A 25,434-nucleotide genomic window follows, 5' to 3' on the forward strand; every position below is an offset into this window, starting at 1 on the left:
ACGGGGACGAGACGCGCCACCGGACGCGCTCCGCGGTACCACCCCGCTTGTCCGCGTCGCCACGCGGACCACTTCGTTCGGCGGCTGTCACGGGCCGCACCCGTCCGGTTCTACTGAGGATCACCGATCCCGTTCTTCCGGAGGCTCCCCGGTGATGGCCGGATCAACGCCCTGCGCATTCAGGATAACCGCGGAACGCAACCCATTACACCGCGGGGCCGCGGCCTCCCCCGAGCGTGAGCGCCTTTACGTTGCCCTCCCGCCATTCGGTGAACCACGAGCGCCAGGTGTTCGGCGCATCCAGCCGGACGAGGAACCGCACCAGGCAGGCGCCCAGGTCGAGCTGGGACATGTGCAGGGCGGTGTTCCGGTTGACCTTGGTCAGCTGCCCGAGAACCAGCTCCCGGAGGACGGGCAGTTCCAGGGCGATCCGGCGCCACAGGTCGGTCTTCGTCGTCGAACGCGCGTCCATCTCGTAGGAGGCCGCGAGCGCGGAGACGAACAGCAGGTGGAACCCGGCCGACCACGCCGGGGTCGACTCCGGGCCGACGGGAAAGTTCTGGAGCACGACCTCGCGCTCGAACGGCTTGACGCTCCCGGTGAGGGTCGAGGAGATCGCCGTGCCCGGTGGGCGGCTCATCTCTGCCAGCTCGCGCAGCACCTCCTCACCGAGCGGCAGGACGATACCGGGGTCAGCGGCCACTTCGGCGAGCATTTCGCGCAGTTCGGCATGGAACTCACCGGCCGAGAAGAACTCCCGGAGGCGAATCACCAGCGGCCCCGGGGCGGCCTGGTGACCATGCTCGGCCGGAGCGGACACCAGCATCCGCGCACCGATCGTGCGCACGAGCTCAGCGGCCGGCAGCAGACCCTGCCGGTTCAACTCCACGACCAGGTCAGGAGCCGTTCCGCCCATGCCGCGCAGGGAGCCGACGATCAGGCTCCGGTGACCATCGGGCTCGGCCAGCCGTGCCACGACGCCGGCCGTGTCCTCGCCGTTCTCGATGCGGCGAAGCAAGGCGCTGACGACGATCGCGCCGAACTCGACCTCGGAGGATCGTTGCCGGGACCGCAGGGTTTCGCAGCTCTTGAGCATGAGTTCGAAGGTGTCGGCAGGCGCCGAAAGCAGCGTGACCAACAGATCAGGGTCCTTCGTCTGCCCATAGAGGATCACGGCGGAGGAATAGAGGCGTTGCAGCGTTCTGGGGCCCGGCCGCATGAATCGCAGCGAGCGCAGCGCGAAATCGACGAAGCTCCGGTACGAGTTCGCGGAGTGATCCGCGCGATCCAGCAGCAGCTCCAGGCAGTCGTCGATACCGTCTGCCCGGCGGGCGTCGAATTGCTGGATGGCGATCTGCGGCACCACATCACTGACGCCGAACTGGATCATCGGCCTGATCAGGCTGACCAGATCCCGGGGGCTGTCGCAGTGCCGCACCATGAAACAGGCGGCGAAGTATTCGAGAAACGTCCGGTGGGTGAACCCGAACAGTCGCTCACCGCGTTCCGACACCCCGGTCTGGGTGAGCAGCCAGGCCCTTCCCGCGCAGAAGTCGATGAAGTCCTGGGCATGGCCCAGCGCCGAAGAAACCTCGCCCACGATGTTGCGCTGGAAGTAGTCCTTGACGATCTCCCGGAGCCGGGTCTCCGTTTCCCCGGTGTGCGCGATCCCCTGGTTGAAGAAGTGGTAGGCCAGTTCCTGCACGAGATAACGGGTCTGCATGTTCGCCTTGAACGAGATGGGCACCCGGCGCACCCGGTCCCATCGCTCGAAAAGCAACTCCGCGCACTGTTCGTAAACCTGAGGACGGTTCTCCGGTATGTAGCCCTCATATTCGTAGATCATGCACAACAGCGACAACATCAACGGGTTGGTGCGCAGATCGGCGATCTGGAGGCTGTCGGCCAGGAAGTTCCGCACGCGTTCCTCGGCCTGGAACTCGCGCGGCCCCGCGCCCAGGCTGAACCACCGCTCGACATAGCGCCGCACCTGCTCGTCGGTGAAGTCCGGGAGGTGGTAGACGGGAAACAACGCCGGATCGAGCCTGGCCCGGGTGTAGCCCTCGTCCCGCGAGGTCACGACGACGGTCACCAGTGGGTAGCGCCGCGAGAACGCCTCGATCGCCTCCACGGTCGAGCGCCGCCAGCCGATGTCGCTGATCTCGTCAAGACCGTCGAACACCACCACGCCGAGGCCGAGCAACAGCACGTCGCGCACGGCCTCGACGGCCAGTTCGGACTGAGTGATCACCCGCAGGCTCTCGGCCAGGATGCCGACATAGGACTCCTGGGGCGAGGGATGGTCCTTCAGATCGACCACCATTCCAGCCAGCGGCACGGCCTCGTCCTCGGCGGAACTCACCAGATACAACATGTACCGGATGAAGGTGCTCTTGCCGGCGCCAGGATGCCCCACCACCACGAACCGGCGATCGTGGATGTCTCGCTCCGGAATGGGCGCCAACACGACATCGCCGTGCTGGCCTTCCGCCCGGGGCGTCAGCGCGCGCGTCACGTAGATCTGTTCGATCGGGACCCGGTAGTCCTCGCGGGAATGCGGCATGACCATTTTGGCGTACCGGTCATGCATGGCCTTTCCGATCACCCGCACCGCGGCATGCGCGTTCACCACCCGGTCCGGTTCACCGGAAATGGCCAGCCTTTCGTCGATGGACCGGGCCTGAAGGTAGCCGAGGTGAACGAGATCCTCGTCGGCCAAGGCACCCGAGGAGCGCAGTTCCTCGACTTCCAGGCGGATCCGGTCGTGGACCTGGATCCACAGCACCGAGGCGATCCGCTCGATCTGCTCGGCCGGGAGTTTGAGGCGTGCCGCCAGTTCCGCGCGGAAACTCTCGGCGACTCTTGCCCTGTCCCGCTCCGACTCCGGGGTCTGGCCCGACAGTTCGAGGTGCGCCAGGATCTGCAGGAGTCCGGTGCACACCCGGCTGCGCAGATAGCGGGAAAGCTCCTCCTGCTGGGACCGGGCCAGCTTCACCTCTCGCCAGTTCGGGTCGCGGCGAACCGCTGCTGGGGCGGGGCGGAGCCGCTCCGCCGTCGACCGCACCACCGGGACCGCGGCGCGCGTGGCGAGTCCGCCCACGGCCTTCGCGGCGGACTGTGCGACCAGCAGAGCCAAGGTAGGTTCGGGCATTTTGCCAACTCTAGGCAACGATCACCGGACTCACGATCACTTTCCGGTGCGCCGGACGGAAAAGACGGTCAGCCCGATCGCCGCGAGCCACAGACCTGCACCGGCGAGCCCGAGAACGTGCAGGCTCGACACGAACGCGGCAGCCTCGCCCGGTTGCCCCGCGATCGCACCGAACAGGGCGATCCCGATCGCGCCGAAGGCCTGCCGCGCGGTGTTGTTGATGCCGCTGGCGACCCCGCCGCGCCCGGCCGGAACCCCGCCGACCGCGGCCGCCACCACCGCCGCGGTCAGCAGGCCCATGCCGATGCCCAGGCCGAGCCAGCCCGGCAGAAACGTCGGGTAACCGGTGGTGGGGCCGATGCGGAGCAGGTTCAGCATCGCCAGCGCCCCGGCGGCCAGTCCGGCGATCATCACCGGGCGCGGCCCGAACCGGCCGGCGAGCCGCCCGGTGACCGGGGCCAGCACGGCGAGGGGCACGAAACCGGGCAGCAGCCGCAGCGCCGCCTCCAGCGGCGAGTAGCCGAGAACGCTTTGCAGGTACAGGGTGTTGACCAGGATCATGCCCAGGCCGACGAAGTTCATCGCACCGGCGATCAGGTTCGCGCCCACGAACTGCCGGGAACGCAGCAAGGACAGCGGCAGCATCGGGTCGGCGGCACGCCGCTCCACCAGCACGAAGGCGACGAGTGCCGGCACTGCGACCACGAACGCGATGACGCTCGCGTCGATCACCCCGTACACGATCGCGGCCAGCGCCACCGCCGCCAGCGCGGCCCCGGCGATGTCGACCCGGCGCCCCGGCACCCGCCCCGAGTCCGGGATGACCCGGAGCGCGACCACCATGGCCACCACGACCAGCGGCACGTTGACCGCGAACACCAGCCGCCACCCGTTCACCGCCACGAGCAGCCCGCCGAGCAGCGGGCCTGCCGACAACGCGAGGGCAGACAGACCCGCCCAGACGCCGAGCGCCCGCGCCTGCTCGCGCCGCTGTGGGAACGTCGCGGTGATCACGGCCAGCGTGCCGGGCAGCAGCAGCGCGGCCCCAAGCCCCTGCAGCACCCGGAACCCGATCAGCGCGGCGCTCGCGGGCGCCAGCGCGCAGCCGGCCGAGGCCAGCCCGAACAGGGCGAACCCGCAGGCCACCACCGAGCGGTGCCCCAGCACGTCGCCGATGGCACCACCGGCCAGCAGCAAGGCCGCGAGCACGACCGTGTACCCGTCGACGATCCATTGCAGGGCCGGCAGGCTCGCGCCCAGGTCGCGGCCGATCGTGGGTAGCGCGATGTTCACCACGGTGACGTCGAGTTGCACCAGGAACATGCCCGCACACATGGTGAGCAGCACGGCTGTCCTCGAACGCGCCCGCGTGTTCCCCGTCGTCTCCGTCTTCTCGGTCGTCGCCTCCATGCCGCCAGCATGCCGCCGGGAAACTTCCACGCACCTGGAAGCGTTGCGGGGAGACACTGTAGACATGCCCAGTTCGGTGACAAGCCGCGGTGATCATGGTGACCACCACGCGCGCGCCCCGAAGGCGTGTCTTGTGGGGGGGCTCCGCCCCCACACCCCCGACTGGGGGCAAGCCCCCAGACGCTCTGCCTTGTGGGGGCTCCGCCCCCACNCCCCNGACTGGGGGCAAGCCCCCAGACCCCCTTATCGGGGCGGCGGGGCGCCTATGTCGAAGAACGTGACTCGATCGCGCATCGGGCGCCCCGTCGACACGATCGCGGTCGCGCGCAAACTCGCGGAGGATCTGCCATGAGCGGTGGAGATGTGGATATCGCGCGGACTGCGGCGCTGTTCGCGGACCCGGCGCGGGTCAGGGTGCTCGCGGCGCTCGCCGACGGGCGATCGCTTCCCGCCTCCGTACTCGCGTCCGAAGCGGGGCTGTCCGCGCAAGGCACGAGCGCACACCTGGCGAAGCTACGCGAAGCGGGACTAATCGTGGCGGAACGCTCAGGGCGGCACCGGTTCTACCGCCTCACCGGGGCGCACGTCGGCGAGGTGCTGGAGACCCTGGCGCGGTTCTCACCGGTGCAGCCGGTCACCTCGCTCAAGGCGGGCACGCGCTTGGCGGCGCTCCGGTTCGCGCGTACCTGCTACGACCATCTCGCCGGCCGGCTCGGCGTCGCCGTCATGGCGGCTCTGCTCGACCAGGGAGCGCTGGCCGCAACGGACGGGATCCCGACGACCCAGCGACGCGAACACGACCGCCTGTCCGCACCGCTGGCCAGCCATCCGTACGTGCTGGGGCCACGCGCGCAGGAGATCTTCGGTGGGCTGGGCATCGACCTCGACGAGGTCGGCCGGCGCAGGCGCCCGCTGCTCAAGTTCTGCCTGGACTGGTCCGAACAACGCCACCACCTTGCCGGGGCGCTCGGCGCGGAGGTGGCCGAGGCCCTGCACCGGCGTGGCTGGTTCGAACGCCGCAAGCCCGGCCAGCGTGCCCTGCGGCTCACCGACCGGGGCGTCCAAGCCCTCCACGACGACCTCGGCGTCGACCTGGCCGCCTGAAAGCGCCTTCGAAACGCCAACTCGAATTGGCTTTTCAAAGCGGCGGAGCCGCTTGCCGTGGGCCGCCCACTTTGCACCGCCTCAGGTTCCGCTACCCGCATCGCCGCACAAGCCACTTCAACACAGTCTCTAGGTGCGGTGGCTGGCTGCGAGGTGGGTGTCCGGGGTGCAGCGGCCGCACGGGGTGAAGCCGAGTTCGCGTGCTTCCTTGGCACTGATCGGAATGGTCTCGCGGCCGGCCAGCCAGGAACAGCCGGTGCGGTGGTAGCGCGGATGCTCGTCGACGACGAGCACCTCGTCCGTCAACTCGGCGACCAGCGCCCGGTCTTCGGAAGCGCTCTCTTCCTCCGCGGGATCATCCTCGGACTCGGGTCCGGACGGCGTGACTTCCGCGCGTTCCGGCGTCCCGGCGGACTCCTCCGGCTCCGTGGCGGTGCGCCGGACTCGCCGGCGCACGACATCCGCCACCAACAGCAGCGCGGCCAGCGCAGAGATGCCGATGGAGATCCAGGCCCACAGCGACTGGGCGGTGACCAGCGCCGTGACCAGCAACCCCAACGCGCCCAGGACCAGAATGAGGACGATGAACAGCACGCTGCATTACAACATGGATCACCGCGGCGCTACACGGCCGTTCATCGTCGAGCCTGGAAGCTACTCCTCGCGCCGGGAACCTCAGCCGGCCTCGGCGCGCGGACCGAACGAGTAGCCCTGGCCACCGGACGAGCCCGCGGAGCTGGGAGCGGCGGAGGCGGGCGCCGCCGAACCCCGGTCGTCGAGTTCCCGTAGCTGCGACTCGAGGAAGCCGCGGAGCCTTGTGCGGTACTCGCGCTCGATGGTGCGCAACTCCTCGATCTTCTTGCCCAGCGTGGTCTTCTCGCTGTTCATGCTGTTCATGGTCTCGGTGTACTTGCGCTGCGCCTCGCGCTCGAGCGTGGTCGCCTTGTCGCGGGCCTGCCGTTCCAGGGTCTCGGCCCGGGTCCGCGCCTCGTTCAGCATGGTCTCGGCGCGGGTGCGCGCCTCGTTGACCATGGAGTCCGACTTCGCACGGGCGTCGGAGAGCAGCTGCTCGGACTTGGCGCGCGCCTCGGCCAGCATGCCGTCGGACTCGGTCTTGGCCTCGGCGGTGAGCCGGTCGGCCATCTCCTGGGCCAGACCCAGCACCTTGGCGGCCTGCACGTTGGGCTCGCCGGCGTCGGCCATCGGGTGGTGGACCTGGGTCTGCTCGGCCGGCGACGGCGTTGGAACGGGCGCGAGCCGGCGGGACGGCTCCTCGCGGACCGCGCCGGCACGGGCGCTCTCCAGCTCGCTCCGGGCCGACTCGAGTTCCGCGTCGAGCTGCTCGACCTGCTGCCGCAACTCGGTGTTGTCCTCGATCAGCCGGGCCAGCTCGGTCTCCACCAGGTCGAGGAATGCATCCACCTCGTCCTCGTTGTAGCCCCGCTTGCCGATGGGTGGCTTGCTGAACGCGACGTTATGCACGTCAGCGGGGGTCAACGACATCAGATCACCTCACGCACTCCATGGCCTACTGCTGGTCTCCCGGTCCCCGTTCTATCCGGGATACGCCAGTTGCATCAGTATGAACACAACCAACAGCAGCACCATAATCGATAAGTCCAGTCCGACGCCGCCAATCCGCACCATCGGAATGATCCGCCGAACCAGTCGGACCGGTGGGTCGGTCACTGTGTAGATGGTCTCGAGCGTTACCGCAACCCCACCGGCGGGTCGCCACTCACGCGCGAACGCGCGCACCAGTTCGACCACGACACGCGCCGTGAGCAGCAGCCAAAAGAAGAAGAGCACGTAGTAGACGACGAGCCAGAGCACATCCACAGCACCACTGTGCCACATCGGGGAGTCCTTCCGCGCGGCCACGACCAGCAGGTCGTTCGGGCTGCGTAATCTAACTGTGATTTACTTAACGCTTTCACCCGAATGGGTTAAGATTTCACTCTTTGCAGCAAGCCGTTTACAAGATCCAGAAAGGGGTCGGCTGGCCGTGCGGACACGGCCAGCCCTTTGAGAACGCACGTTCTCCGCGCCACTCGCCCGGTTCGACGACCGGCGCTCAGTGGCGGCGGAACAGACCACCCTCGGCGATGCGGCGGCGGTCCTCGGCCGTCACCTCGACATCAGGCGGCGACAGCAGGAACACCTTCGTGGTGACCTTGTCCATGGAGCCGCGCAGCGCGAAAGCGAGCCCGGCCGCGAAATCGACCAGCCGCTTGGCGTCGGCGTTGTCCATTTCGGTCAGGTTGATGATCACGGGGATGCCGTCGCGATAGGCCTCCCCGATCGCGCGCGCCTCGAAGTAGCTCGTAGGGTGCAGCGTGGTGATACGGCTGAGGGGGTCGCGGTGCGCAGTCATCCTGGCTTCCTCCGGAACGGTCCGCAGCCGCGCGACGGGCTCCGGCTGCCGGTCCACGGCCAGGGAACCGTGCACGGCCGGCTCGCGGCCGCGGGCGCGCGGCACGGGGTCGGCACTGTAGTCGCTACGGTGCCGGCGGGGTGGGCGCGACTCCTCTTCGTAGCCGTCGTAACCTTCATCGGCATAGTCTCGCCGGTAGTCACGGTCACCGTCGTACTCGTCGTATTCGTCGCTGTCGGCCGGGATCATGCCGAAGTAGGCCTTCAGCTTCTGTAGCGCACTCATGCTTCTCCCTAGCCGCCCCTCGTAATCCCTACCCGGACATGATGAAGCCAGCCCGGGTGATCTCGCTAGGGCGAGGCTAAACCGCGACCGCCGAGCAGCGCGGTTCCGACACGCACACAGGTCGAACCGTGCACGATAGCCTGTTCGAGATCTCCGCTCATCCCTGCGGACAACTCGGTCGCTTCGGGATGATGCCGCCGCAACGCCTCACCGGCGCGGGCGAGGCGTTCGAACGCGGCGTCCGGGTCGGCGCCGAGCGGCGCCACGGCCATCAACCCGCGCAGCCGCAAGCCTTCCGTGCCGGCGATGTGGTCGGCGAGCGCCTCGAGGTCGGGCAGCGGGCATCCGCCGCGCGCCGGGTCGCCGTCGATGCTGGCCTGGACCAGCACGTCCAGCGGTGCGACTCCCTCGGCACGCGCGGCCCGGTCCAGGGCGTCCGCGAGCCGGGCCGAGTCGACGGACTGGACCTCGCCGGCCCAGCGCGTCACCGACCGGGCCTTGTTGCGCTGGAGCCGGCCCACCATGTGCCAGCGGACCGCCGCGGCCGGGCGGAGTCCGGCGAACTCGGCGGCCTTGGGCGCGGCCTCCTGGTCGCGGTTCTCGGCGAAGTCGCCCAGCCCCAGATCGGCGAGCAGGGCGGCATCGGTGGCCGGGAAGGTCTTCGTGACGGCCAGCAGCCGTACCTCCTCGCGGGCCCGCCCGGCGGCCGTGCACGCACGGGAAATCCGGGCCTGAAGGTCCGCCAGCGCCGCCGCGAGTTCCGCCTTGCGCTCGGCCGGGTCCACACCACCGGCGGGCCGGTCGCGGACGCCCTCGGCTGGTCCGTTGCCCGTCATTCCGCCTCAACCCAGGTCAACGCGGCGATCCGGCCGCACCGGCCGTCCCGCCGATAGCTGAAGAGGCTGCGGTCCTCGGCGGTGCAGCGCGGGTCCACGCCGATCCGGCCGACCCCGGCCTCGGCGAGTTGCCGCCACAGCCCCGCGCGCAGGTCCAGACCCGGGGTGCCGTTACGGGTGCGGGACAGGCTGCCCGGCACGTGCTCCTCGACGTCGCGCGCCATGTCCGCCGGGACCTCGTAGCACTCGCCGCACACCGCCGGGCCGAGCAGGGCCTCGATCCGGGCCGGCTCGGCACCGGCCTCGGTCATCGCCCGCAAGGCGGCCGGAAGCACGCCGACACGCGTACCGACCCGCCCCGCGTGCACGGCCGCCACGACTCCGGCCTCGGCGTCGCCGAGCAGGACCGGGACACAGTCGGCGACCAGCACCGCCACCGCCACCCCGGGCTCGGCCGTCACCAGTGCATCCGTCGCCTCGGCGGGGCGTGCCTCGGAACCGTTGACCACGGTCACCGTCCGGCCGTGCACCTGCTCCATCCACGCAACGGTGGACAATCCCAGCTCGCCGGCCAGCCGGTCGCGGTTGGCCGACACCGCCGCCGGGTCGTCCCCGACGTGGTCGGCCAGATTGAACGAGTCGTACGGGGGCGCCGACGCCCCGCCTTCCCTGGTGGTGACCACCCGCCGAATGCGCACCCGTCGAGCCTAGACAGTGTTTCGAAGTGGTTTGCGTGGCGGTGCGGGTAGCGGAACCTCCAGGCGGTCCCTGGCTTTGGGATCTCCTCCCCATGAATGCCACTGAGAACGGCACTCACCGGCGCATGAACGGCGGGACGTCCACCTCGTCGTCCGACGGGTCGTCGGTGACCGGGACGGGACGGCTCGGGATGCCGCCCTGGCTCGGGCGGGGGGTCACCGGCGGGTAGCTGCGCCCGCCGCTGGGCTGCGGCAGCGGCGGCTGCGGGGCCGGGTAACCGGAGGTCGACGGGGTGCGGGGCTGGGCGACCGGAGGGAAGCCGCTGCCGGCCGCCGGGGGCGGCGTGTTGATCGGACCGGTCTCGGCAGTGGCGGGGGACGGCGGGCGTCCGCCCAGCGCCGGGGTCTCCAGCTTCTTGTGCGTCGGTGCGCCCGCGTCGAAACCGGCCGCGATCACGGTGACCCGCACCTCGTCGCCGAGCGAGTCGTCGATGATCGTGCCGAAGATGATGTTCGCCTCCGGGTGCGCGGACTCCTGCACCAGCGACGCGGCCTCGTTGATTTCGAACAGGCCCAGGTCGGAACCGCCCGCGATGGACAGCAGCGCGCCGTGCGCACCCTCCATCGAGGCTTCCAGCAGCGGCGAGTTGATCGCCTTCTCGGCGGCCTGCACCGCCCGGCCCTCACCGCGCGCCGAACCGATTCCCATCAGCGCGCTGCCGGCGCCCGACATCACGCTCTTGACGTCGGCGAAGTCCAGGTTGATCAGGCCGGGCGTGGTGATCAGGTCGGTGATGCCCTGGACACCGGAGAGCAGCACCTCGTCGGCCGACCGGAACGCGTCCATCAGGCTGACCCCGATGTCGCCGAGCTGAAGCAGCCGGTCGTTGGGGATGACGATCAGCGTGTCGCATTCCTGCCGCAGGGCCTGGATCCCGTCCTCGGCCTGCTTGCTACGACGCTTGCCCTCGAAGGTGAACGGCCGGGTGACCACGCCGATGGTCAGCGCGCCGAGCTTGCGGGCGATCGAGGCGACCACGGGCGCGCCGCCGGTACCGGTGCCACCGCCCTCACCGGCCGTGACGAAGACCATGTCGGCGCCCTTGAGCACCTCCTCGATCTCCTCCCGGTGGTCCTCGGCCGCCTTGTGTCCCACCTCGGGGTTGGCGCCGGCGCCGAGGCCGCGGGTCAACTCCCGGCCGATGTCCAGCTTGACATCGGCGTCGGACATCAGCAGCGCCTGCGCGTCGGTGTTCACCGCGATGAACTCGACACCCTTGAGGCCGACCTCGATCATGCGGTTGACTGCGTTCACGCCGCCACCACCGATGCCGACGACCTTGATCACCGCGAGGTAGTTGTGCGGGGGCGTCATCGGGTCCGCCTTCCTGATCGTGCCTTCACATACCGCCCGACAGCGAAAAAACCCTCAACCTAAACTCAAGGCTTAGAGTTATGTCAACTGCCCAATGCTGTTGCAGGACGGTAGGGATCATGCGGACCGGAATCCAGCAGCCACGCCGCGTGTCGTGAAGACTGTTTCGCCACAATACCTTTCCGTGGCGCCACGCCCTGGTCAAGCCATCGGCCTTCCCGGCCCGCGCGGGCGGCGATATCCGCGGAAATCGGCTGCGCACTCGGGTTGGACACCGGGCAACGGCGGGAACTCATCAAGATGGAGGGTCATCCAAGAGCCCGTGTTCGTGCTTCGGCGAGTGGCAGACGCGCCGCCGAAGGCCTCGCGAACGCGGCTGCGGACCGCCGGCCCCTCGGCCGCATGTGCGTTGCCAGGTCTCGGTCCGTAGACGCGTTCGTCGATCGCGCGTTATGAATGACACAGACAAGGCGGCGAATCACCGCCGCGGCGCAGCAATAGGGAGGAGTCAACGATGCCCAGCCGTGACGCCACGACGCACTGGGAAGGCAACCTGCAAAGCGGCAAGGGCCACGTCACCCTGGATTCGTCCAACGCGGGCCAGTTCGACGTGTCCTTCCCGACCCGCGCGGGCGACGCCAACGGGCAGACCAGCCCGGAGGAGCTGATTGCGGCCGCACACTCGTCGTGCCTGGCGATGAATCTCTCCGGCGTGCTGGCGTCGGAAGAACTGGTCGCCGACTCGATCGACGTGACCGCGGACGTCACGCTCGGCCCGGCCCAGGGCGGTGGCTTCGAGATCAGCGGAATCGAGATCACGTTGCGGGCCAAGGTCCCCGGCGTAGCCGCCGACCGGTTCGCGGAGCTGGCCCGGCTGGCCGAGCGAACCTGCCCGGTGAGCAAGGCCCTGGCCGGCACCACCATCACTCTCGACGCAGCCCTGGCTTAGATCGGAAGTGCCGATGGCCGCGTAACGGTGGACTCGACTGTGCGGGCCCGCGGTGAGCGGCGCCTTTCCTGACCTGGGCAGCATGCGGCGTGTGCTCCCCTCCCTCATTGCACGGACGGGAGCACCGACCACTGCAGCGCCAGGGTCAGAGCTTGCTGCTGGTCTTGGCGAGGACGCCGGCGAGCAGGTCGTAGTCGACATCCTGGCCCTCGGTGATGTCGGCCGCCTTGCGGTCGCCGTTGCCCAGGGATCTCAGGACACCCTTCACCGGCTCGATACCACCGGCCTCGAAAACCATGAACGACACCTTGTTGCGCGCCACGTGGATCACGGCGGCGTGCTTGCCGTTCTTCAGGAAATGCGGCTTGCCGTACTGCAACTGTTCCTCGGCGTCGGTGATGGTCGCGTGGACCATCTCCCGCAGCTTGCCGCAGACCTCCGCCTGCCAGGGGAGCGTGTTCTCGATGTAGTTGGTGACCTCGTTGTTCACGGCATTCTCCTGCGTGGTGCGGTGCGGAAACGGTTCAGGACGCGGCCGTGACCGGCCGGTAGGTGAGGACGATGGCACCGTTGGTGAACGTCGTCGTGTCGAGCAGGTCGAGAGTCATGGCGCTGTCCTCGCGGAACAGCGGCTCGCCCTTGCCCTTGATGACCGGACACACCCAGATTCGGTACTCGTCGAGAAGCCCGGCTGCCGCGAGCGCATCGGTGAGGCGGCCGGTGCCCCAGATCAAAATGTCGGCACCCTCCTGCTCCTTGACCGCCGCGACCCGGGAGACAAGCTCATCACCCGGGATGACGACGGTGGGGTTCCAGGCCGACGTGTCGACCGGCTGCGACGCGACGACGTACTTGGTGATGCCGTTGACGTGGTCCGAGTACGGATTTCCGCCCATCTGCGGCCACGCCTGCGCCATGCCTTCGTAGGTGACGCGGCCGAGCAGCAGTGCGTCGGCGGCTGTGGTCATCGCGAAGGCATACGCCTGTGTTTCCTCGTTGGAGTACTGCAGCGACCACTCGTGCGGGTTGTCGACGAAGCCGTCGAGGGTGGAGTAGGTGGAGTTGATGACCTTACGCATGGGTTGTCTCCGGTAGGCCGGCCCGGCGGGCGTCCCGCCAGACGGTGCTGTCGACGAAGTGGTTGTCGTAGCGCTCTTGGGTATCGAGGACCTCCCCTGGTCCGGCGTCGCCATTGCGGACCCGGTCGAGGAGCCGGAAGTACCCGAACCGCTCCACACCGGGGGTGAACGCGATCAGCAGGTCCGCTCCGAATCCCGGCGCCGCGCCGAAGGCGTGGACGGTGCGCGGCGGCACGAACAGCAGGTCACCTTCCCGCGCCGTGACGATCTCCACGCCGATGAGTACCTGCAGGACGCCGCCGAGGACGAAGAACGTCTCCGCCGATGCGCAGTGGTAGTGCGGCGCGGCCCCGTCCTGACCCTTGCCCAACGTCGTGCGCGTGACACTCAGAAAACCTCCGGTCGCCGGCACGTCGGCCAGCAGGGAGATCGTGTTCGCTCCCGTTCCCAAGACTTCCGCCTCGTTCCGCCGCACCACCAGCGGCGGAACCTCCTGACTCATGAGATGTGGTGTGCTCATGACCTTATAGTTACACAGCTGATAGTAAGGCGTCAAACTATACTTCGTTGAATAGACGCGGCATCGAATAGACTGTGGCAGTGAGTGAGACGAAGGCAGAGCACCCCGACGCCATCGACGCCGTGGTCGAGGCCTGGGTGCGAGAACGTCCGGACCTGGACCTCGACGCCATCGCCGTCGCCGGTCGCCTGGGCCGGGTAGGGCTCCTGCTGGCCCCTGCGCAGGAGACGGTCTTCACCGCGTTCGGGCTGCAGAAGGGCGAGTTCGACGTCCTCGCGTCGCTCCGGCGCTCCGGCGACCCGTACACGCTCAGGCCATCGCAACTCTCCGCGACACTGATGCTGACCCGAGCCGGCATGACCAACCGGCTGGATCGGCTGGAGGCGGCCGGGCTCGTCGAGCGCACCCTTGACCCCGCGGACCGGCGCAGCTTCCGCGTCCGGCTCACCGACAAGGGCTACGCCACCGTGGAGGACGCGATGACCGCGCACACGGCCAACGTCACCCGGCTGCTGTCGGCGCTGAGCGAGGAGCAACTCGGCACACTCGACGGACTCCTGCGAATCCTGCTGCGTGCTCTCGAGACCTAGCCGAGGTAGTACTCAAACGGCGGAGCCGGTTGCGCGAGGCCGCCAGCCGGCACCACCACCCAAACCTGAAGCAGTTTCCAGCGATCAGGAGACGGTGGGGAGTTCTGGGCTGGCTACGTCGTAGGTGTGGCCGTTGCGGGTCAACAGGACGGCGAGGACCTTCGCCTTGCGGTCCGGATCGGTGGCGTCGCCCCAGCGGACGACCTTGCCGTTCTTGAGCGTGAACTCCACGCCGCCCGGCGTCTGCGCGCGGACGGTGGTGATCTGGTGCTTCAGCGCCTCCGGCAGTGACATCAGCACGGCCACGGCCGAACGTGTCACCGGATCGTCCGGGGCGATTCGCGCGAGGCTGAGTTCGGGCAGCCCCTCGGGCGTGTTCGGCAGGACCTTGTAGGCCAGCCCGGTGGCGTCCACCAGGTGGGCGCCGTCCGGGTCGGTGAAGAACGCGACCGGGGTCCGCTCGGTCACGGTGATCTTGATCGTGGACGGCCACGAGCGGGACACGTCGACCGAGGCGACGCCCGGCAGCTTGTCGATCCGGGCGGCGATCTCGCCGGTGTTCACGCGCAGCATGGGCTGGCGCTCCGGCACCGCCGCCGCGGCCCGGATCACCTCGGGCGGCTCGGCCGAAGCGCCGATCACCTCGACCGAGGCGACGCCGAGAAACGACGTGAAGTACAGCAGATAGCCCAGGGCGACGACCGTGACCACGGACAGCAGTGCAATCCAGCGCCGTCGCAGCGCCCGTTGCCGCGTGGCGGCAGCCTTCAATCGCCGGCGATCCGGAGCACGCCGCCCCTGCGACGGGCGCGCCGCGGCCCGCCGCGTCGAGGGTCTGCTGCGCGCTTGCCTGGCCTGCCGAGTCACGCCCGCGCACTCACTCGCGGCCGGTGCGCCGGTCGAGCTCGGCGATGATCTCCGGGCCCAGCTGGGTCACGTCCCCGGCGCCCATGGTGATCAGCAGGTCCCCCGGCTTGACCAGGTCCGCGGCCAGGGTCGCCGCGCGGTCGAACGCGGGCTCGTAGTGCACCCCCGCGCCGTTGATCCGCTGCGCGATGAGTTCCCCGGTGACCCCGGGCTCCGGCTCCTCGCGCGCGCCGTAGACGTCCAGCACGACGACCTCGTCCGCTAGGCCGAGCGCCTCGGCGAACTCGGTGGCGAAGGTCTTCGTGCGCGAATACAGGTGCGGCTGGAAGACCACGACCACCCGGCCCCGCCCGGCCGCGTGCCGGACGGCGCGCAACTGCGCGGCCACCTCCGTCGGGTGGTGCGCGTAGTCGTCGTAAACGCGAACGTCACCGGAGCGTCCCTTGAATTCGAAACGCCGCCGCACGCCGCCGAATGCGGCCAGCCCCTCGATGAGCCCGTCGGCGGGCGCGCCCAGCTCGATGCCGGCCAGCAGCGCGGCGACCGCGTTGAACGCCATGTGCTCGCCCGGCACCGCCACCCGCACGTCGAACTCCTTGCCCCGCAAGGCAATCCGGACCACTCCCCCGCCGTCGACCGGGGTGTGGGCGAGTACGCGCGCGTCGCCGTCCCCGGCGGCCGACCGGCCGTATCGCACCACGCGGATGCCCGCGGCCTCGGCCCGCCCGCCCAGCGCGGCCGCGCGCTCGTCGTCGCCGCACACGATCAGCAGGCCGCCGGGCGTCACCCGCTGGATGAACTCGTCGAACACCGCGACGTAGGCATCGACGGTGCCGTGGTGGTCGAGGTGATCGGGTTCGACGTTGGTCACCACCGCCACCGACGGCGAGTAGCTCAGGAAGGACCCGTCGCTCTCGTCGGCCTCGGCGACGAAGATCCCGCCCTCACCGTGGTGGGCGTTCGCGCCCGACTCGTTGAGATCGCCGCCGATGGCGAACGACGGGTCGAGCCGGCAGTGCTGCAACGCCACCGTGAGCATCGACGTCGTGGAGGTCTTGCCGTGCGTGCCCGCGATGCAGGCCACCCGGTGGCCCGCCATCAGCGCGGCCAGCGCCTGGGCCCGGTGCAGCACCGGGATGCCGCGGTCCCGCGCCGCCGCCAGCTCCGGGTTGCCCGGCTTGATCGCCGTCGACACCACCACGGACGACGGCTCGTCGAGGTTCTCGGCGCGCTGGCCGATCGCGATCCGGGCGCCCTGTGCCCGCAGGCTCAGAAACGCCCGCGAGTCCTTGGCGTCGGAGCCGGACACCTGGGCACCGCGCGCGAGCAGGATGCGGGCGATCCCGCTCATCCCCGCGCCCCCGATGCCGATCAGGTGCGCCCGCTGCAGCTCGTCGGGAACGCCCATCCGCGCGGCACCCGCGGTGCCGGTCGCGGGGGCGCTCACCGGCCACCGCCCGGCTTCACACCCGCCGCCTGGAGCACGATCCGCGCCAGCGCCTCGTCCGCCGCGCCATGGCCGAGACCGACCGCCGCCGCGCTCATTCTCGCCACCCGCTCGTGGTCGGTGACCAGCGGAATCACCTCCTTCACCACCTTCGCCGGGGTCAGCTCGGCGTCCTCCACCAGCAGCGCCGCACCGGCCTGGACCGCCGGGCGCGCGTTGGTCGCCTGCTCGCCGTTGCCGTGCGGCAGCGGCACGAACACCGCGGGCAGCCCGACCGCGGACACCTCGGCCACGGTCATCGCGCCGGAGCGGCACAGCACCACGTCGGCGGCGGCGTAGGCAAGGTCCATCCGTTCCAGGTACGGCACCGGCACGTACGGCGGCCGGCCCGGGAACTCCTGCACCGCCAGGGTGTTCTTCGGTCCGTGCGCATGCAGCACGCCGACCCCGGCGTCGGCGAGTTCCTTGGCCGCGCCGGACACGGCGGCGTTGATCGACTGCGCACCCTGCGAACCGCCGAACACCAGCAGGGTCGGGGCGTCCTGGTCGAGACCGAAGTGCCGGCGCGCCTCGGCGCGCAGCGCGGACCGGTCCAGCGCCGTGATCGCCTGCCGCAGCGGAATGCCCACCACCTCGGCGCCGGGCAGCGGCGTGCCGGCGACGGCGACCGCGACCCGCTTGGCCAGCCGCGCGCCCACCCGGTTCGCCAGCCCCGGCGACTGGTTGGCCTCGTGCACCACGATCGGGACCCGGCCCCGCGCGGCGAGGTAGGCCGAGAGCGAGACGTAGCCACCGAACCCGACCACGACGTCCGCGCCAACCTTCTCGAGCACCTCACGGGCACACCGGACCGAGTCGCGCACCTTCCCGGGCAGCCGCAGCAATTCGGTGGTCGGCTTGCGCGGCAGTGGCACCGGCGGGATCAGCTCCAGCGGGTAGCCGCGCGGCGGGACCAGCTTGTTCTCCAGTCCCTTCGGCGTGCCGAGCGCGACCACCTTCGCGTCCGGCCGTAGCCGCATCACCGCGTCGGCCAGCGCCAGCGCGGGTTCGATGTGCCCGGCGGTGCCGCCCCCCGCCACCACAACGGTCGGCGCCGGCCCGGCCACCTCCTCCGATGCCGGAGCCACCTGCTCGGGCGCTCCGGCGAGGGGGTGCTCCGTGGCCGCTGGAGCGGCCGCCTCTCGCTTATCCACCAGACCCTCTCCGTGTTCGTCTTACCTGGTCACGCGTTCGCCTGCGCTCCGCCGTCTGCGTCGACCGCGTCGCGCGTGCCGAGGGCCGGTCCCGTTTGGGCGTCGGCACGGACGGGCGAGCCCGCCGCTTCCTCGGCGGCCGGTACACCTCCGGCGCCGGCAGTCGCAGCAGACGCCCGAATTTACCCGGTCCCTGCGAACGCAGCGCCGCGACCGACTCCGGTTCGTGGCGGGCCGCGTTGGCCAGCAGGCCCATCAGGAACATGGTGACCCAGATCGAGGTGCCGCCCGCCGAGATCAGGGGCAAGGTCACCCCGGTGACCGGCAGCAGCCCGACCACGTACCCGATGTTGATACCCGCCTGAGAGACGGTGAACACGGTCAGCGTTCCGGCCGTGATCCGGATCCAGGGATCCAGGTTACGCATGGCGATGCGCAGGCCCACCACGGCGAGCCCGACGAACAGGCCGATCACCACGGCACAGCCGAGGAGACCGAGTTCCTCGCCGATGACCGCGAAGATGAAGTCGTTCTGCACGTTGGGCAGGTACGACCACTTCGACGGCCCCTGGCCGAGCCCCTTGCCGAACAGGCCGCCGTCGGCGAGCGCGTACTTGGCCTGGGTGGCCTGGTAGGCGGAGTCGCTGGTGTCGGAAGTGGGAGAAAGGAACGACAGGACCCGCGACAGGCGGTACGAGGCGCTCAACGCCAGCACCGTGACCCCCGCGACACCTCCGGCGAGCAGCACGGCGAACAGTCGTTTGGGCGCCCCGGCGAACCACAGCAGGGACATCAGCACCACGCCGAGCGTGATCGTGCCGGACAGGTTCGGCTGGGCCATGACCAGCGCGAACGCCATCAGCGCCACCGGCACCACGGGCACCAGCAGATGCCGCCACTGGTGCAGCACGGACTGCTTGCTGACCAGCACGTGCGCGCCCCACAGGGCGAGCGCGACCTTGGTGAACTCGACCGGCTGGATGGAGAAGGACCCGAAGGCGAACCAGCGCTGGGCGCCGCCACCGGCCGACCCGAGCGGGGTGAGGACCAGCAGCAGCATGGCGAGGCAGGCCAGCATGGCCGTCGCGGACAGCTGCCGGGTGCGGCGCAGCGGCATCCGCAGCCCGATCCAGAACAGCAACGCCCCGCTGGCGACGAACATCAGGTGCCGCGTGAAGATCGAGTACACGCCGGAACCGGTCGCCGGGTCGATCGAGGCGACCGACGACGCCGACAGCACCATCACGACGCCGATCAAGGTGAGCAGCCCGGTCAGCGCCAGCATCAGGTGGAAGTCCGCCAGCGGCCGGGAAAGCCACGCGGTCAGCGCCGTGTACACGGCGGCGGCGCGCCTCTCCTTCTTCCGGCTCTTCCGGGCGCCGCCTTCCCGCCGGCGGGCGGGCTTCTCGACGACCGTCACGCTGTTTCTTCCGCGGGCTTGCGCGCGACTGTGTCCTGCGGGGGCTCGGCCCCCACACCCCGACTGGGGGCAAGCCCCTTGATCGTGTCGACAGGGCGCTCGTAACGAACTCGGGTCACGCCATGCGCACAGGCGCCCTGCCGCCCCGATAGCAGGGTCTGACGGCGGCGAGCTCTGTGGTCGGCCTGGCAGCCGCGGCCTGGGCCGCGCGCGATCGCGGTCATAACTCGCGCACCGCGGCGGCGAACGCGTCACCGCGCTGGGCGTAGTCCCGGAACATGTCCATCGACGCCGCGGCCGGAGCCAGCAGCACCACATCCCCTGGACGGGCCAGTTCCCTGGCCGTCGCGACCGCCGTAGTCATGGGTTCATGGTCGCCCGGCGACAGCCGCCGGACGGGGACATTCGGCGCGTGTCGCGCGAGAGCCGCGGCGATCACCCCCGCGTCGGCGCCCAGCAGCACCGCCGCCCGCAGGTGGTCCGCGACGGTGCGGACCAGATCGTCCACCGAGGCGCCCTTGAGCAGCCCGCCGGCGATCCACACCACGCTGGGGTGGGACAGCAGCGAGCCGGCCGCCGCGTGCGGGTTGGTGGCCTTGGAGTCGTTGATGTAGCGGACCCCGCCGACCTCGCCCACCTCGACGGCCCGGTGCGCGCCCGGCCGGAACTCGCGCAGGCCCTTGGCCACGGCGCCGGTGCCGACCCCGTGGGCGCGCGCCAGCGCGGCCGCGGCCAGCGCGTTGGCGAGGTTGTGCGGACCGGCCGGGCGCACGTCGCTCGCCACGCACAACTCCTCGGCCCGATGCGCCGGGTCGTCCACGAACGCGCGGTCCACCAACAGGGCTGTGTCTTGTGGAGGCCCAGCCCCCACACCCCGGCTGGGGGCAAGCCCCCAGACCCCCTTAACCAGCCCGAGTTCCCCCGGCCCAGGCGTGTCCAGGCCGAACCCGACCCGGCGCGCCGAGGCGGGCGCGTGTTCGGCGGCCAGCCGCGTCGACCAGGAGTCGTTCACGTTGTGCACCACGGTGGCCGACCGGTCGTGGATCTTGCCCTTGTCCGCGGCATAGGCCTCGACGGAGCCGTGCCAGTCGAGGTGGTCCTCGGCGACGTTCACCACGACCGAGGCGTCCGGCGCGACCGAATTCGACCAGTGCAGCTGGAAGCTCGACAGCTCGACGGCCAGCACCTCGTAGCCGCCGAGCACGGCCTCGAGCACGGCGAACCCGACATTGCCGCAGGCGACCGCGTTGCGCCCGTCCGCGCGCAGGATCGACTCCAGCATGCCGACGGTCGTGGTCTTGCCGTTGGTGCCGGTGACCGCGAGCCACGCCGGCGGGTGCCGGCGCTCGCGGCCCACCCGCCAGGCCAGCTCGACGTCACCGATCACCTCGATGCCTGCGGTCGCGGCGGCGACCAGCAGCGGTGCGGCCGGCCGCCAGCCCGGACTGGTGACCACCAGTTCCGTTCCGGCGGGCGGCTCACTCAGGCCCGGCACCAGCTCGGCACCGAGACCCTCGAGTTCGGCGAGGCGTTCGGCGTTGCCGTCGGTGACGGTGACCTGGGCCCCCATGTCGACCAGGGCAGGGACCACGGAGGCGCCGGTGACCCCGGCGCCGGCGACGAGCACCCGGCGTCCCGCGAACATGCCTAGCCTCCCGCGCCCAGCTGCTCGCTGTAGAACAGGCCCAGCCCGAACATGCAGCAGATCGCCGCCAGCAGCCAGAACCGGATGATCACGGTGGTCTCGGCCCAGCCGGCCAGCTCGAAATGGTGGTGGAAGGGAGCCATCCGGAACAGCCGGCGCCGCGTTGTCCGGAACACCGCGATCTGCAGCACCACGGAGATCATCTCGACCATGAACAGGCCGCCGATCACGATCGCCAGCAGTTCGGTGCGGGTGGTGATGGACAGCCCGGCGACCAGTCCGCCGAGTGCCAGGGAACCGGTGTCGCCCATGAAGATCTTCGCCGGGGCGGCGTTCCACCACAGGAAGCCGATACACGCGCCGGCCGCGGCCGCGGCGAGCACGGCGAGATCGAGCGGGTCACGCACGTCGTAGCACGCCGCCTGGGGCGTGACCGTGCAGGACAACCGCTCCTGCCAGAACGCGATCACCACGTAGGTGGCCAGCACCATGGCCGAGACACCGCCGGCGAGCCCGTCCAGGCCGTCGGTGAAGTTGACCGCGTTGGACCACCCGGAGATCACGATGTAGCAGAACACCACGAACACCACGGCCGGGAAGGTGATCAGCGTGATGTCCCGGACGTAGGAGAGGTTGAGCGAAGCCGGGGTCAGGCCCTCCACGTTGCGGAAGTTCATCACCAGGATGCCGAACGCGACCGCCACCACGAGCTGCCCGACCAGTTTCGCGGTCTTGTTCAGGCCCAGGTTGCGCTGCTTGCGGATCTTGATGAAGTCGTCGAGGAAGCCGACGACGCCCAGCCCGACGGCCAGGAACAGGACCAGCAGACCGGAGGCGGTGGGGTGCTGCCAGGTCACCAGGTGCGCGCCGAGGTAGGCGATGACCATCGCGAAGATGATCGCCACCCCGCCCATGGTGGGCGTGCCGCGCTTTGACTTGTGGCCCTGCGGGCCTTCCTCGCGGATCTCCTGGCCGAAGCCCTGCCGGGAGAACACACGGATCAGGTAGGGCGTGAGCAGGATGGACACGCCCAATCCGAACGAAGCCGCGATCAGAATGCTGATCACGCAACACCGCCTTGTCTGTTCACTTGTCGTCCTCCTGGTCCGCCACCAATGCCTCGGCCACCCGCCACAGGGCGGCGACCTTCGAAGCCTTCACCAGCACGACGTCACCGGGTTCCACCTGCTCCCGGAGCAGCCGGATGGCCGCCTCGGTGTCCGGCACCAGCACCGACTCCTCCCCCCAGGAGCCCTCGTGGCTGGCGCCGTGGTGCATGGCGGCGGCGTCTTCCCCGACCACCACGAGCCGCCCGATGTCGAGCCGGACCGCGAGCCGTCCGATCTCGTCGTGCGCGGACACGCTATCGGCACCGAGTTCGCCCATCACGCCGAGGACCGCCCAAGACCGGCCCCCCTTCTCTCCGCGGGTCATCGAAGCCAGCGTCTTGAGCGCCGCGCGCACGGACTCAGGGTTGGCGTTGTACGAGTCGTTGAGCACCGTCACGCCATCGGCACGGGTGATGACCTCCATCCGGCGCGCCGACCGGCGCTCCACCGCGGACAGCCGGGCCGCGACCTCGTCCACGCCTGACCCGAGTTCGAGCGCGACAGCGGCTGCCGCAAGCGCGTTGCCCACGTGGTGCTCGCCGTACAGCGGCAAGCGCACCGGGGCCCGGCCGCCCGGCGTGACCAGCTGAAAGGACGCGCGGGCGTGCTCGTCGAGCGTGATGTCCTCGGCCCGGATCTCCGCGTCCGGGCGCTCGCCGACGCCCACCACCCGCGCCCGGGTGCGCCCGGCCATCTCCGCCACCAGCGGGTCGTCGACGTTGAGCACGGCGACCCCGTCCTCGGGCAGGGCCTCCACCAGCTCGCCCTTGGTTCGCGCGATGCCCTCGCGGGAGCCGAACTCGCCGATGTGCGCGGTCCCGACGTTGAGCACGACGCCGATCCTGGGCGGCGCGACCGTGGCCAGCTCCGCGATGTGGCCCGGACCCCGCGCGGACATCTCCAGCACCAGGTGCCGGGTGGTCTCGTCGGCGCGCAGCGCGGTCCACGGGTGACCGAGTTCGTTGTTGAACGAGCCGGGTGGCGCGACCGTCGGCCCGAGCGGCTCGAGCAGCTGCGCGATCAGGTCCTTTGTGGACGTCTTGCCGGAGGAGCCGGTGACGCCGACGACGATCAGCCCGCGGCGGCTCAGCTCGACCACCACGTGCCGGGCGAGCCGGCCCAGTGCGGCGAGCACGGCGGCGCCGGAGCCGTCGGTGTCGCCGGTCAGCGCGACCGACCTCGCGTGCGCCTGCCCCGGGGGCAGCGGGGGCGCGATCACCGCGGGCGCGTCGACCTCGCGGGCGGCCAGCACGCCGGCCGCCCCGCCGGCCACGGCGGCGGCCGCGAACGAATGGCCATCGACGTTCTCTCCGGGCAGCGCGACGAACAGGCCGCCCGGCGTCAGCCGGCGCGAGTCGAACTCGACCGTGCCGGTGACGGTGGGTGCGCCGTCGGTGCGGTGCAGCCGTCCACCGACGATCTCGGCGATCTCCGCCAGGGTTAGCGAGATCAAGCGTTCACTCCCGTGCCGTTGGCGGCCGTTCCCGTTGTTCCGGCCGCCGAATCTCTTCCCGAATCGCAGTGCTGTTCAGCGAACGGGTCGGGGCACCAGCCCCACAGGACACTGCTTGTTGTTCAGAACTGTGCGGGTAGCCAGGCCATGACTTGGACGGCCGACTGCCTGTCACCGTTGTCTATCACCGGTGCCCATCTCACGTTTTGCATCGTGTCGTGTCCGTCACAGGCGCCCTTCGAGCCGCTCCCGGATCGCGGCGGCCAGCTCGTCGGTGTCGGAGAAGGGGTGGACCACGCCGGCCACCTCCTGCCCGGTTTCGTGCCCCTTGCCCGCGATCAACACCACGTCGCCCGGCTTGGCCAGCTCGACCGCCTTGCCGATGGCGGCGCGGCGATCGGCGATCTCCAGCACCTGGCCGCCCGCGGTGCCCGCCGAACGCGCGCCGGTCAGCATCGCGGCCCGGATCAGGCCCGGGTCCTCCGAACGCGGGTTGTCGTCGGTGACGATCAGCACGTCGCTGCGCCGGGCCGCGGCCTCGCCCATCACCGGCCGCTTGCCGGTATCGCGGTCACCGCCGCACCCGAGCACCGTGATCACGCGACCCTGGGTGCCGGCCCGCAGGGCGTCCAGGGCCTGCGTCACGGCGGCGGGCTTGTGCGCGTAGTCCACCACCGCGGTGAAGTCCTGGCCGAGGTAGACGCGCTCCATCCGGCCGGGCACCTCGACCGCGGCCAGCCCGGCGACGATGTCGTCCAGCCCGACCCCGGTGGCGTCCAGGATCGCGGCCGCCAGCACGGCGTTGGCCACGTTGAACTCACCGGGCAACGGCAGTGTCGCCCGGGCGCTCCGCCCGTCGGCGCAGCGCAGCAGGAAGGACTGCTCGCCGGTGGGCGTCGCGTCCAGTTCGCTCGCCGTCCAGCTGGCGTCGGTGCCCGGTTCGGCGGAGACCGTGATGGTCTGCGGCGTCACCAGGGCCTGCCCCCAGGCGCTGTCCACGACCACGACCTCGGTGGTGGACCGGCCGTCGAACAGCAGGGACTTGGCGGCGAAGTACTCCTCCATGTCACGGTGGAAGTCGAGGTGGTCCTGCGAGAGGTTGGTGAACGCCCCGACCGAGAACCGGGTGCCGTTCACCCGGCCGAGGGCGAGCGCGTGGCTGGACACCTCCATCGCGGCGTGCGTGACACCGCCCTCGACCATCACCGCGAGCAGGGCCTGCAGATCCGGTGCCTCGGGCGTGGTGAACGCGCTGGCCAGCCGCTCGCCGGCGATCCGGGTCTCGACGGTGCCGATCAGGCCGGTGGTGTGGCCCGCCGCCCGCAGCCCGGACTCGACGAGATAGGTGGTGGTCGTCTTGCCGGAGGTGCCGGTGACACCCAGCACCGCCAGGTCCAGCGAGGGCTCACCGTAGATCCAGGCCGCGACGGAACCGAGCACGCCGCGCGGGTCCGGATGCACCAGCACCGGGACGCCACCGTCACGCAGCGCGGGACGCTGCGCGCCCGCTTCGTCGGTCAGCACCGCCGCGGCGCCCGCGGCGATCGCGTCGCCGGCGAAGTCCGCGCCGTGCGCCCGTGCGCCCGGCAGCGCCGCGAAGAGGTCGCCGGGAAGCACATGCTGCGCGCGCAGGGTCGCGCCGGTCACCGCCGGCTCGGGATCGCGCACATCGGCGATGAGCCGGGCGTCCGCCCGCGCGACCAGCGTGGTGAGCGGCACCGGTTCGATCCGCCGCGGTCGCGGCGGCGCGGGGGCGGCCTTCACCGGGCTGTCCGGGACCTGCCTCCCCGAGATGGCGGGCTCGTCCTTGTTGACAGACACGGGCCGAAGGTTACCCACGCGGCGTACCACGCCCGAAATCCGGTATGGCCTGTCGAACCCGGCGACCCGCACATGATATTGGAGCGCCCGCGCCGGTTCCGCCCGGAT

The 25,434-nt window shown here is 70.4% G+C and carries 23 protein-coding genes; 3 read left to right on the top strand and 20 right to left on the bottom strand.

Annotated features, from left to right (window positions below):
* Nucleotides 1–205 precede the first annotated feature (205 nt).
* Nucleotides 206–3,151: an NACHT domain-containing protein gene (locus tag A3CU_RS46075; RefSeq protein WP_156960491.1), complete on the bottom strand. Its 2,946-nt coding sequence runs from the start codon at nucleotides 3,149–3,151 to the stop codon at nucleotides 206–208.
* 36 nt (nucleotides 3,152–3,187) lie between these two features.
* Entirely contained in the window at nucleotides 3,188–4,561 is a 1,374-nt protein-coding gene (locus tag A3CU_RS0122145; RefSeq protein WP_211246487.1) for an MFS transporter, read from the bottom strand.
* Nucleotides 4,562–4,909: 348 nt separating this feature from the next.
* Between A3CU_RS0122145 and A3CU_RS0122150 the strand changes: the two genes are divergently transcribed.
* Nucleotides 4,910–5,665 carry an ArsR/SmtB family transcription factor gene (locus A3CU_RS0122150; RefSeq protein ID WP_027944144.1) on the top strand — a complete coding sequence of 252 codons (756 nt, stop codon included), beginning with the start codon at nucleotides 4,910–4,912 and terminating at the stop codon, nucleotides 5,663–5,665.
* Between the two features lie 129 nt (nucleotides 5,666–5,794).
* Here A3CU_RS0122150 and A3CU_RS0122155 read toward each other — a convergent pair whose 3' ends face one another.
* The 7 genes from A3CU_RS0122155 to ftsZ all read right to left on the bottom strand — a co-directional run bounded on the left by A3CU_RS0122155 (nucleotide 5,795) and on the right by ftsZ (nucleotide 11,233).
* Nucleotides 5,795–6,259 (bottom strand): hypothetical protein, encoded by a 465-nt coding sequence (locus A3CU_RS0122155; protein WP_027944145.1) that lies wholly within the window; start codon nucleotides 6,257–6,259, stop codon nucleotides 5,795–5,797.
* An 81-nt stretch (nucleotides 6,260–6,340) separates the two neighbouring features.
* Nucleotides 6,341–7,168, bottom strand: a complete 828-nt coding sequence (wag31, locus tag A3CU_RS0122160; RefSeq protein WP_027944146.1) for a DivIVA-like cell division protein Wag31 — start codon at nucleotides 7,166–7,168, stop codon at nucleotides 6,341–6,343.
* Nucleotides 7,169–7,219: 51 nt separating this feature from the next.
* Nucleotides 7,220–7,504 carry a YggT family protein gene (locus A3CU_RS0122165; RefSeq protein WP_027944147.1) on the bottom strand — a complete coding sequence of 95 codons (285 nt, stop codon included), beginning with the start codon at nucleotides 7,502–7,504 and terminating at the stop codon, nucleotides 7,220–7,222.
* Nucleotides 7,505–7,739: 235 nt separating this feature from the next.
* On the bottom strand, nucleotides 7,740–8,324 hold the full coding sequence (locus A3CU_RS0122170) for a cell division protein SepF (RefSeq protein ID WP_027944148.1): 585 nt from the start codon (nucleotides 8,322–8,324) through the stop codon (nucleotides 7,740–7,742).
* A 65-nt stretch (nucleotides 8,325–8,389) separates the two neighbouring features.
* Complete coding sequence (locus A3CU_RS0122175; RefSeq protein ID WP_084143584.1) at nucleotides 8,390–9,160, bottom strand: YggS family pyridoxal phosphate-dependent enzyme; 771 nt, start codon at nucleotides 9,158–9,160, stop codon at nucleotides 8,390–8,392.
* On the bottom strand, nucleotides 9,157–9,858 hold the full coding sequence (gene pgeF / locus A3CU_RS0122180) for a peptidoglycan editing factor PgeF (RefSeq protein WP_027944150.1): 702 nt from the start codon (nucleotides 9,856–9,858) through the stop codon (nucleotides 9,157–9,159). Before pgeF ends, A3CU_RS0122175 begins: the two co-directional genes overlap by 4 nt.
* Nucleotides 9,859–9,973: 115 nt before the next feature.
* The gene (gene ftsZ / locus A3CU_RS0122185; RefSeq protein ID WP_027944151.1) at nucleotides 9,974–11,233 is read right to left on the bottom strand and encodes a cell division protein FtsZ; all 1,260 of its coding nucleotides are present in this window, start codon (nucleotides 11,231–11,233) and stop codon (nucleotides 9,974–9,976) included.
* 514 nt (nucleotides 11,234–11,747) lie between these two features.
* On the opposite strand from ftsZ, the gene A3CU_RS0122190 reads away from it, so the two are divergent.
* Complete coding sequence (locus A3CU_RS0122190; protein WP_027944152.1) at nucleotides 11,748–12,182, top strand: OsmC family peroxiredoxin; 435 nt, start codon at nucleotides 11,748–11,750, stop codon at nucleotides 12,180–12,182.
* A gap of 145 nt (nucleotides 12,183–12,327) precedes the next feature.
* Here the strand turns inward: A3CU_RS0122190 and A3CU_RS0122195 are convergent, their stop codons facing one another.
* From A3CU_RS0122195 to A3CU_RS0122205, 3 genes are read right to left on the bottom strand one after another with little or no spacing between them, the layout of a single operon-like run.
* Nucleotides 12,328–12,672 (bottom strand): DUF1801 domain-containing protein, encoded by a 345-nt coding sequence (locus A3CU_RS0122195; protein ID WP_027944153.1) that lies wholly within the window; start codon nucleotides 12,670–12,672, stop codon nucleotides 12,328–12,330.
* A gap of 34 nt (nucleotides 12,673–12,706) precedes the next feature.
* Nucleotides 12,707–13,261 (bottom strand): dihydrofolate reductase family protein, encoded by a 555-nt coding sequence (locus A3CU_RS0122200; RefSeq protein ID WP_027944154.1) that lies wholly within the window; start codon nucleotides 13,259–13,261, stop codon nucleotides 12,707–12,709.
* The gene (locus A3CU_RS0122205) at nucleotides 13,254–13,781 is read right to left on the bottom strand and encodes a cupin domain-containing protein (protein WP_245617260.1); all 528 of its coding nucleotides are present in this window, start codon (nucleotides 13,779–13,781) and stop codon (nucleotides 13,254–13,256) included. Before A3CU_RS0122205 ends, A3CU_RS0122200 begins: the two co-directional genes overlap by 8 nt.
* Nucleotides 13,782–13,861: 80 nt before the next feature.
* Between A3CU_RS0122205 and A3CU_RS0122210 the strand changes: the two genes are divergently transcribed.
* Nucleotides 13,862–14,371: a MarR family winged helix-turn-helix transcriptional regulator gene (locus A3CU_RS0122210; RefSeq protein WP_027944156.1), complete on the top strand. Its 510-nt coding sequence runs from the start codon at nucleotides 13,862–13,864 to the stop codon at nucleotides 14,369–14,371.
* An 84-nt stretch (nucleotides 14,372–14,455) separates the two neighbouring features.
* Here A3CU_RS0122210 and A3CU_RS0122215 read toward each other — a convergent pair whose 3' ends face one another.
* From A3CU_RS0122215 to A3CU_RS0122250, 8 genes are all read right to left on the bottom strand, one after another.
* Nucleotides 14,456–15,142 carry a cell division protein FtsQ/DivIB gene (locus A3CU_RS0122215; RefSeq protein WP_245617261.1) on the bottom strand — a complete coding sequence of 229 codons (687 nt, stop codon included), beginning with the start codon at nucleotides 15,140–15,142 and terminating at the stop codon, nucleotides 14,456–14,458.
* Between the two features lie 106 nt (nucleotides 15,143–15,248).
* Nucleotides 15,249–16,646 carry a UDP-N-acetylmuramate--L-alanine ligase gene (gene murC / locus A3CU_RS0122220; protein WP_027944158.1) on the bottom strand — a complete coding sequence of 466 codons (1,398 nt, stop codon included), beginning with the start codon at nucleotides 16,644–16,646 and terminating at the stop codon, nucleotides 15,249–15,251.
* Between the two features lie 35 nt (nucleotides 16,647–16,681).
* Complete coding sequence (gene murG / locus A3CU_RS0122225) at nucleotides 16,682–17,812, bottom strand: undecaprenyldiphospho-muramoylpentapeptide beta-N-acetylglucosaminyltransferase (RefSeq protein WP_027944159.1); 1,131 nt, start codon at nucleotides 17,810–17,812, stop codon at nucleotides 16,682–16,684.
* 58 nt (nucleotides 17,813–17,870) lie between these two features.
* Complete coding sequence (gene ftsW, locus A3CU_RS0122230; RefSeq protein WP_027944160.1) at nucleotides 17,871–19,298, bottom strand: putative lipid II flippase FtsW; 1,428 nt, start codon at nucleotides 19,296–19,298, stop codon at nucleotides 17,871–17,873.
* Nucleotides 19,299–19,518: 220 nt separating this feature from the next.
* Complete coding sequence (murD, locus tag A3CU_RS0122235) at nucleotides 19,519–20,943, bottom strand: UDP-N-acetylmuramoyl-L-alanine--D-glutamate ligase (RefSeq protein WP_027944161.1); 1,425 nt, start codon at nucleotides 20,941–20,943, stop codon at nucleotides 19,519–19,521.
* 2 nt (nucleotides 20,944–20,945) lie between these two features.
* A complete protein-coding gene (gene mraY / locus A3CU_RS0122240; RefSeq protein WP_027944162.1) occupies nucleotides 20,946–22,010 on the bottom strand; it encodes a phospho-N-acetylmuramoyl-pentapeptide-transferase in 1,065 nt (354 codons plus the stop codon).
* Nucleotides 22,011–22,029: 19 nt separating this feature from the next.
* Nucleotides 22,030–23,505 carry a UDP-N-acetylmuramoyl-tripeptide--D-alanyl-D-alanine ligase gene (locus tag A3CU_RS0122245; protein ID WP_027944163.1) on the bottom strand — a complete coding sequence of 492 codons (1,476 nt, stop codon included), beginning with the start codon at nucleotides 23,503–23,505 and terminating at the stop codon, nucleotides 22,030–22,032.
* A 225-nt stretch (nucleotides 23,506–23,730) separates the two neighbouring features.
* Entirely contained in the window at nucleotides 23,731–25,269 is a 1,539-nt protein-coding gene (locus A3CU_RS0122250) for a UDP-N-acetylmuramoyl-L-alanyl-D-glutamate--2,6-diaminopimelate ligase (RefSeq protein WP_211246489.1), read from the bottom strand.
* Between the last annotated feature and the right edge of the window lie 165 nt (nucleotides 25,270–25,434).

Origin of the sequence: Amycolatopsis taiwanensis DSM 45107 (genome assembly GCF_000519205.1) — a bacterium.
Taxonomy (GTDB): domain Bacteria; phylum Actinomycetota; class Actinomycetes; order Mycobacteriales; family Pseudonocardiaceae; genus Amycolatopsis_E; species Amycolatopsis_E taiwanensis.

Coding starts and splice junctions, on each gene's coding strand:
- A3CU_RS46075 (WP_156960491.1), bottom strand. CDS start 3,151: ATGCCCGAACCTACCTTGGCTCTGCTGGTCGCACAGTCCGCCGCGAAG.
- A3CU_RS0122145 (WP_211246487.1), bottom strand. CDS start 4,561: ATGGAGGCGACGACCGAGAAGACGGAGACGACGGGGAACACGCGGGCG.
- A3CU_RS0122150 (WP_027944144.1), top strand. CDS start 4,910: ATGAGCGGTGGAGATGTGGATATCGCGCGGACTGCGGCGCTGTTCGCG.
- wag31 (WP_027944146.1), bottom strand. CDS start 7,168: ATGTCGTTGACCCCCGCTGACGTGCATAACGTCGCGTTCAGCAAGCCA.
- A3CU_RS0122170 (WP_027944148.1), bottom strand. CDS start 8,324: ATGAGTGCGCTACAGAAGCTGAAGGCCTACTTCGGCATGATCCCGGCC.
- A3CU_RS0122175 (WP_084143584.1), bottom strand. CDS start 9,160: ATGACGGGCAACGGACCAGCCGAGGGCGTCCGCGACCGGCCCGCCGGT.
- ftsZ (WP_027944151.1), bottom strand. CDS start 11,233: ATGACGCCCCCGCACAACTACCTCGCGGTGATCAAGGTCGTCGGCATC.
- A3CU_RS0122190 (WP_027944152.1), top strand. CDS start 11,748: ATGCCCAGCCGTGACGCCACGACGCACTGGGAAGGCAACCTGCAAAGC.
- A3CU_RS0122200 (WP_027944154.1), bottom strand. CDS start 13,261: ATGCGTAAGGTCATCAACTCCACCTACTCCACCCTCGACGGCTTCGTC.
- A3CU_RS0122205 (WP_245617260.1), bottom strand. CDS start 13,781: ATGAGCACACCACATCTCATGAGTCAGGAGGTTCCGCCGCTGGTGGTG.
- murC (WP_027944158.1), bottom strand. CDS start 16,646: ATGGGCGTTCCCGACGAGCTGCAGCGGGCGCACCTGATCGGCATCGGG.
- murD (WP_027944161.1), bottom strand. CDS start 20,943: ATGTTCGCGGGACGCCGGGTGCTCGTCGCCGGCGCCGGGGTCACCGGC.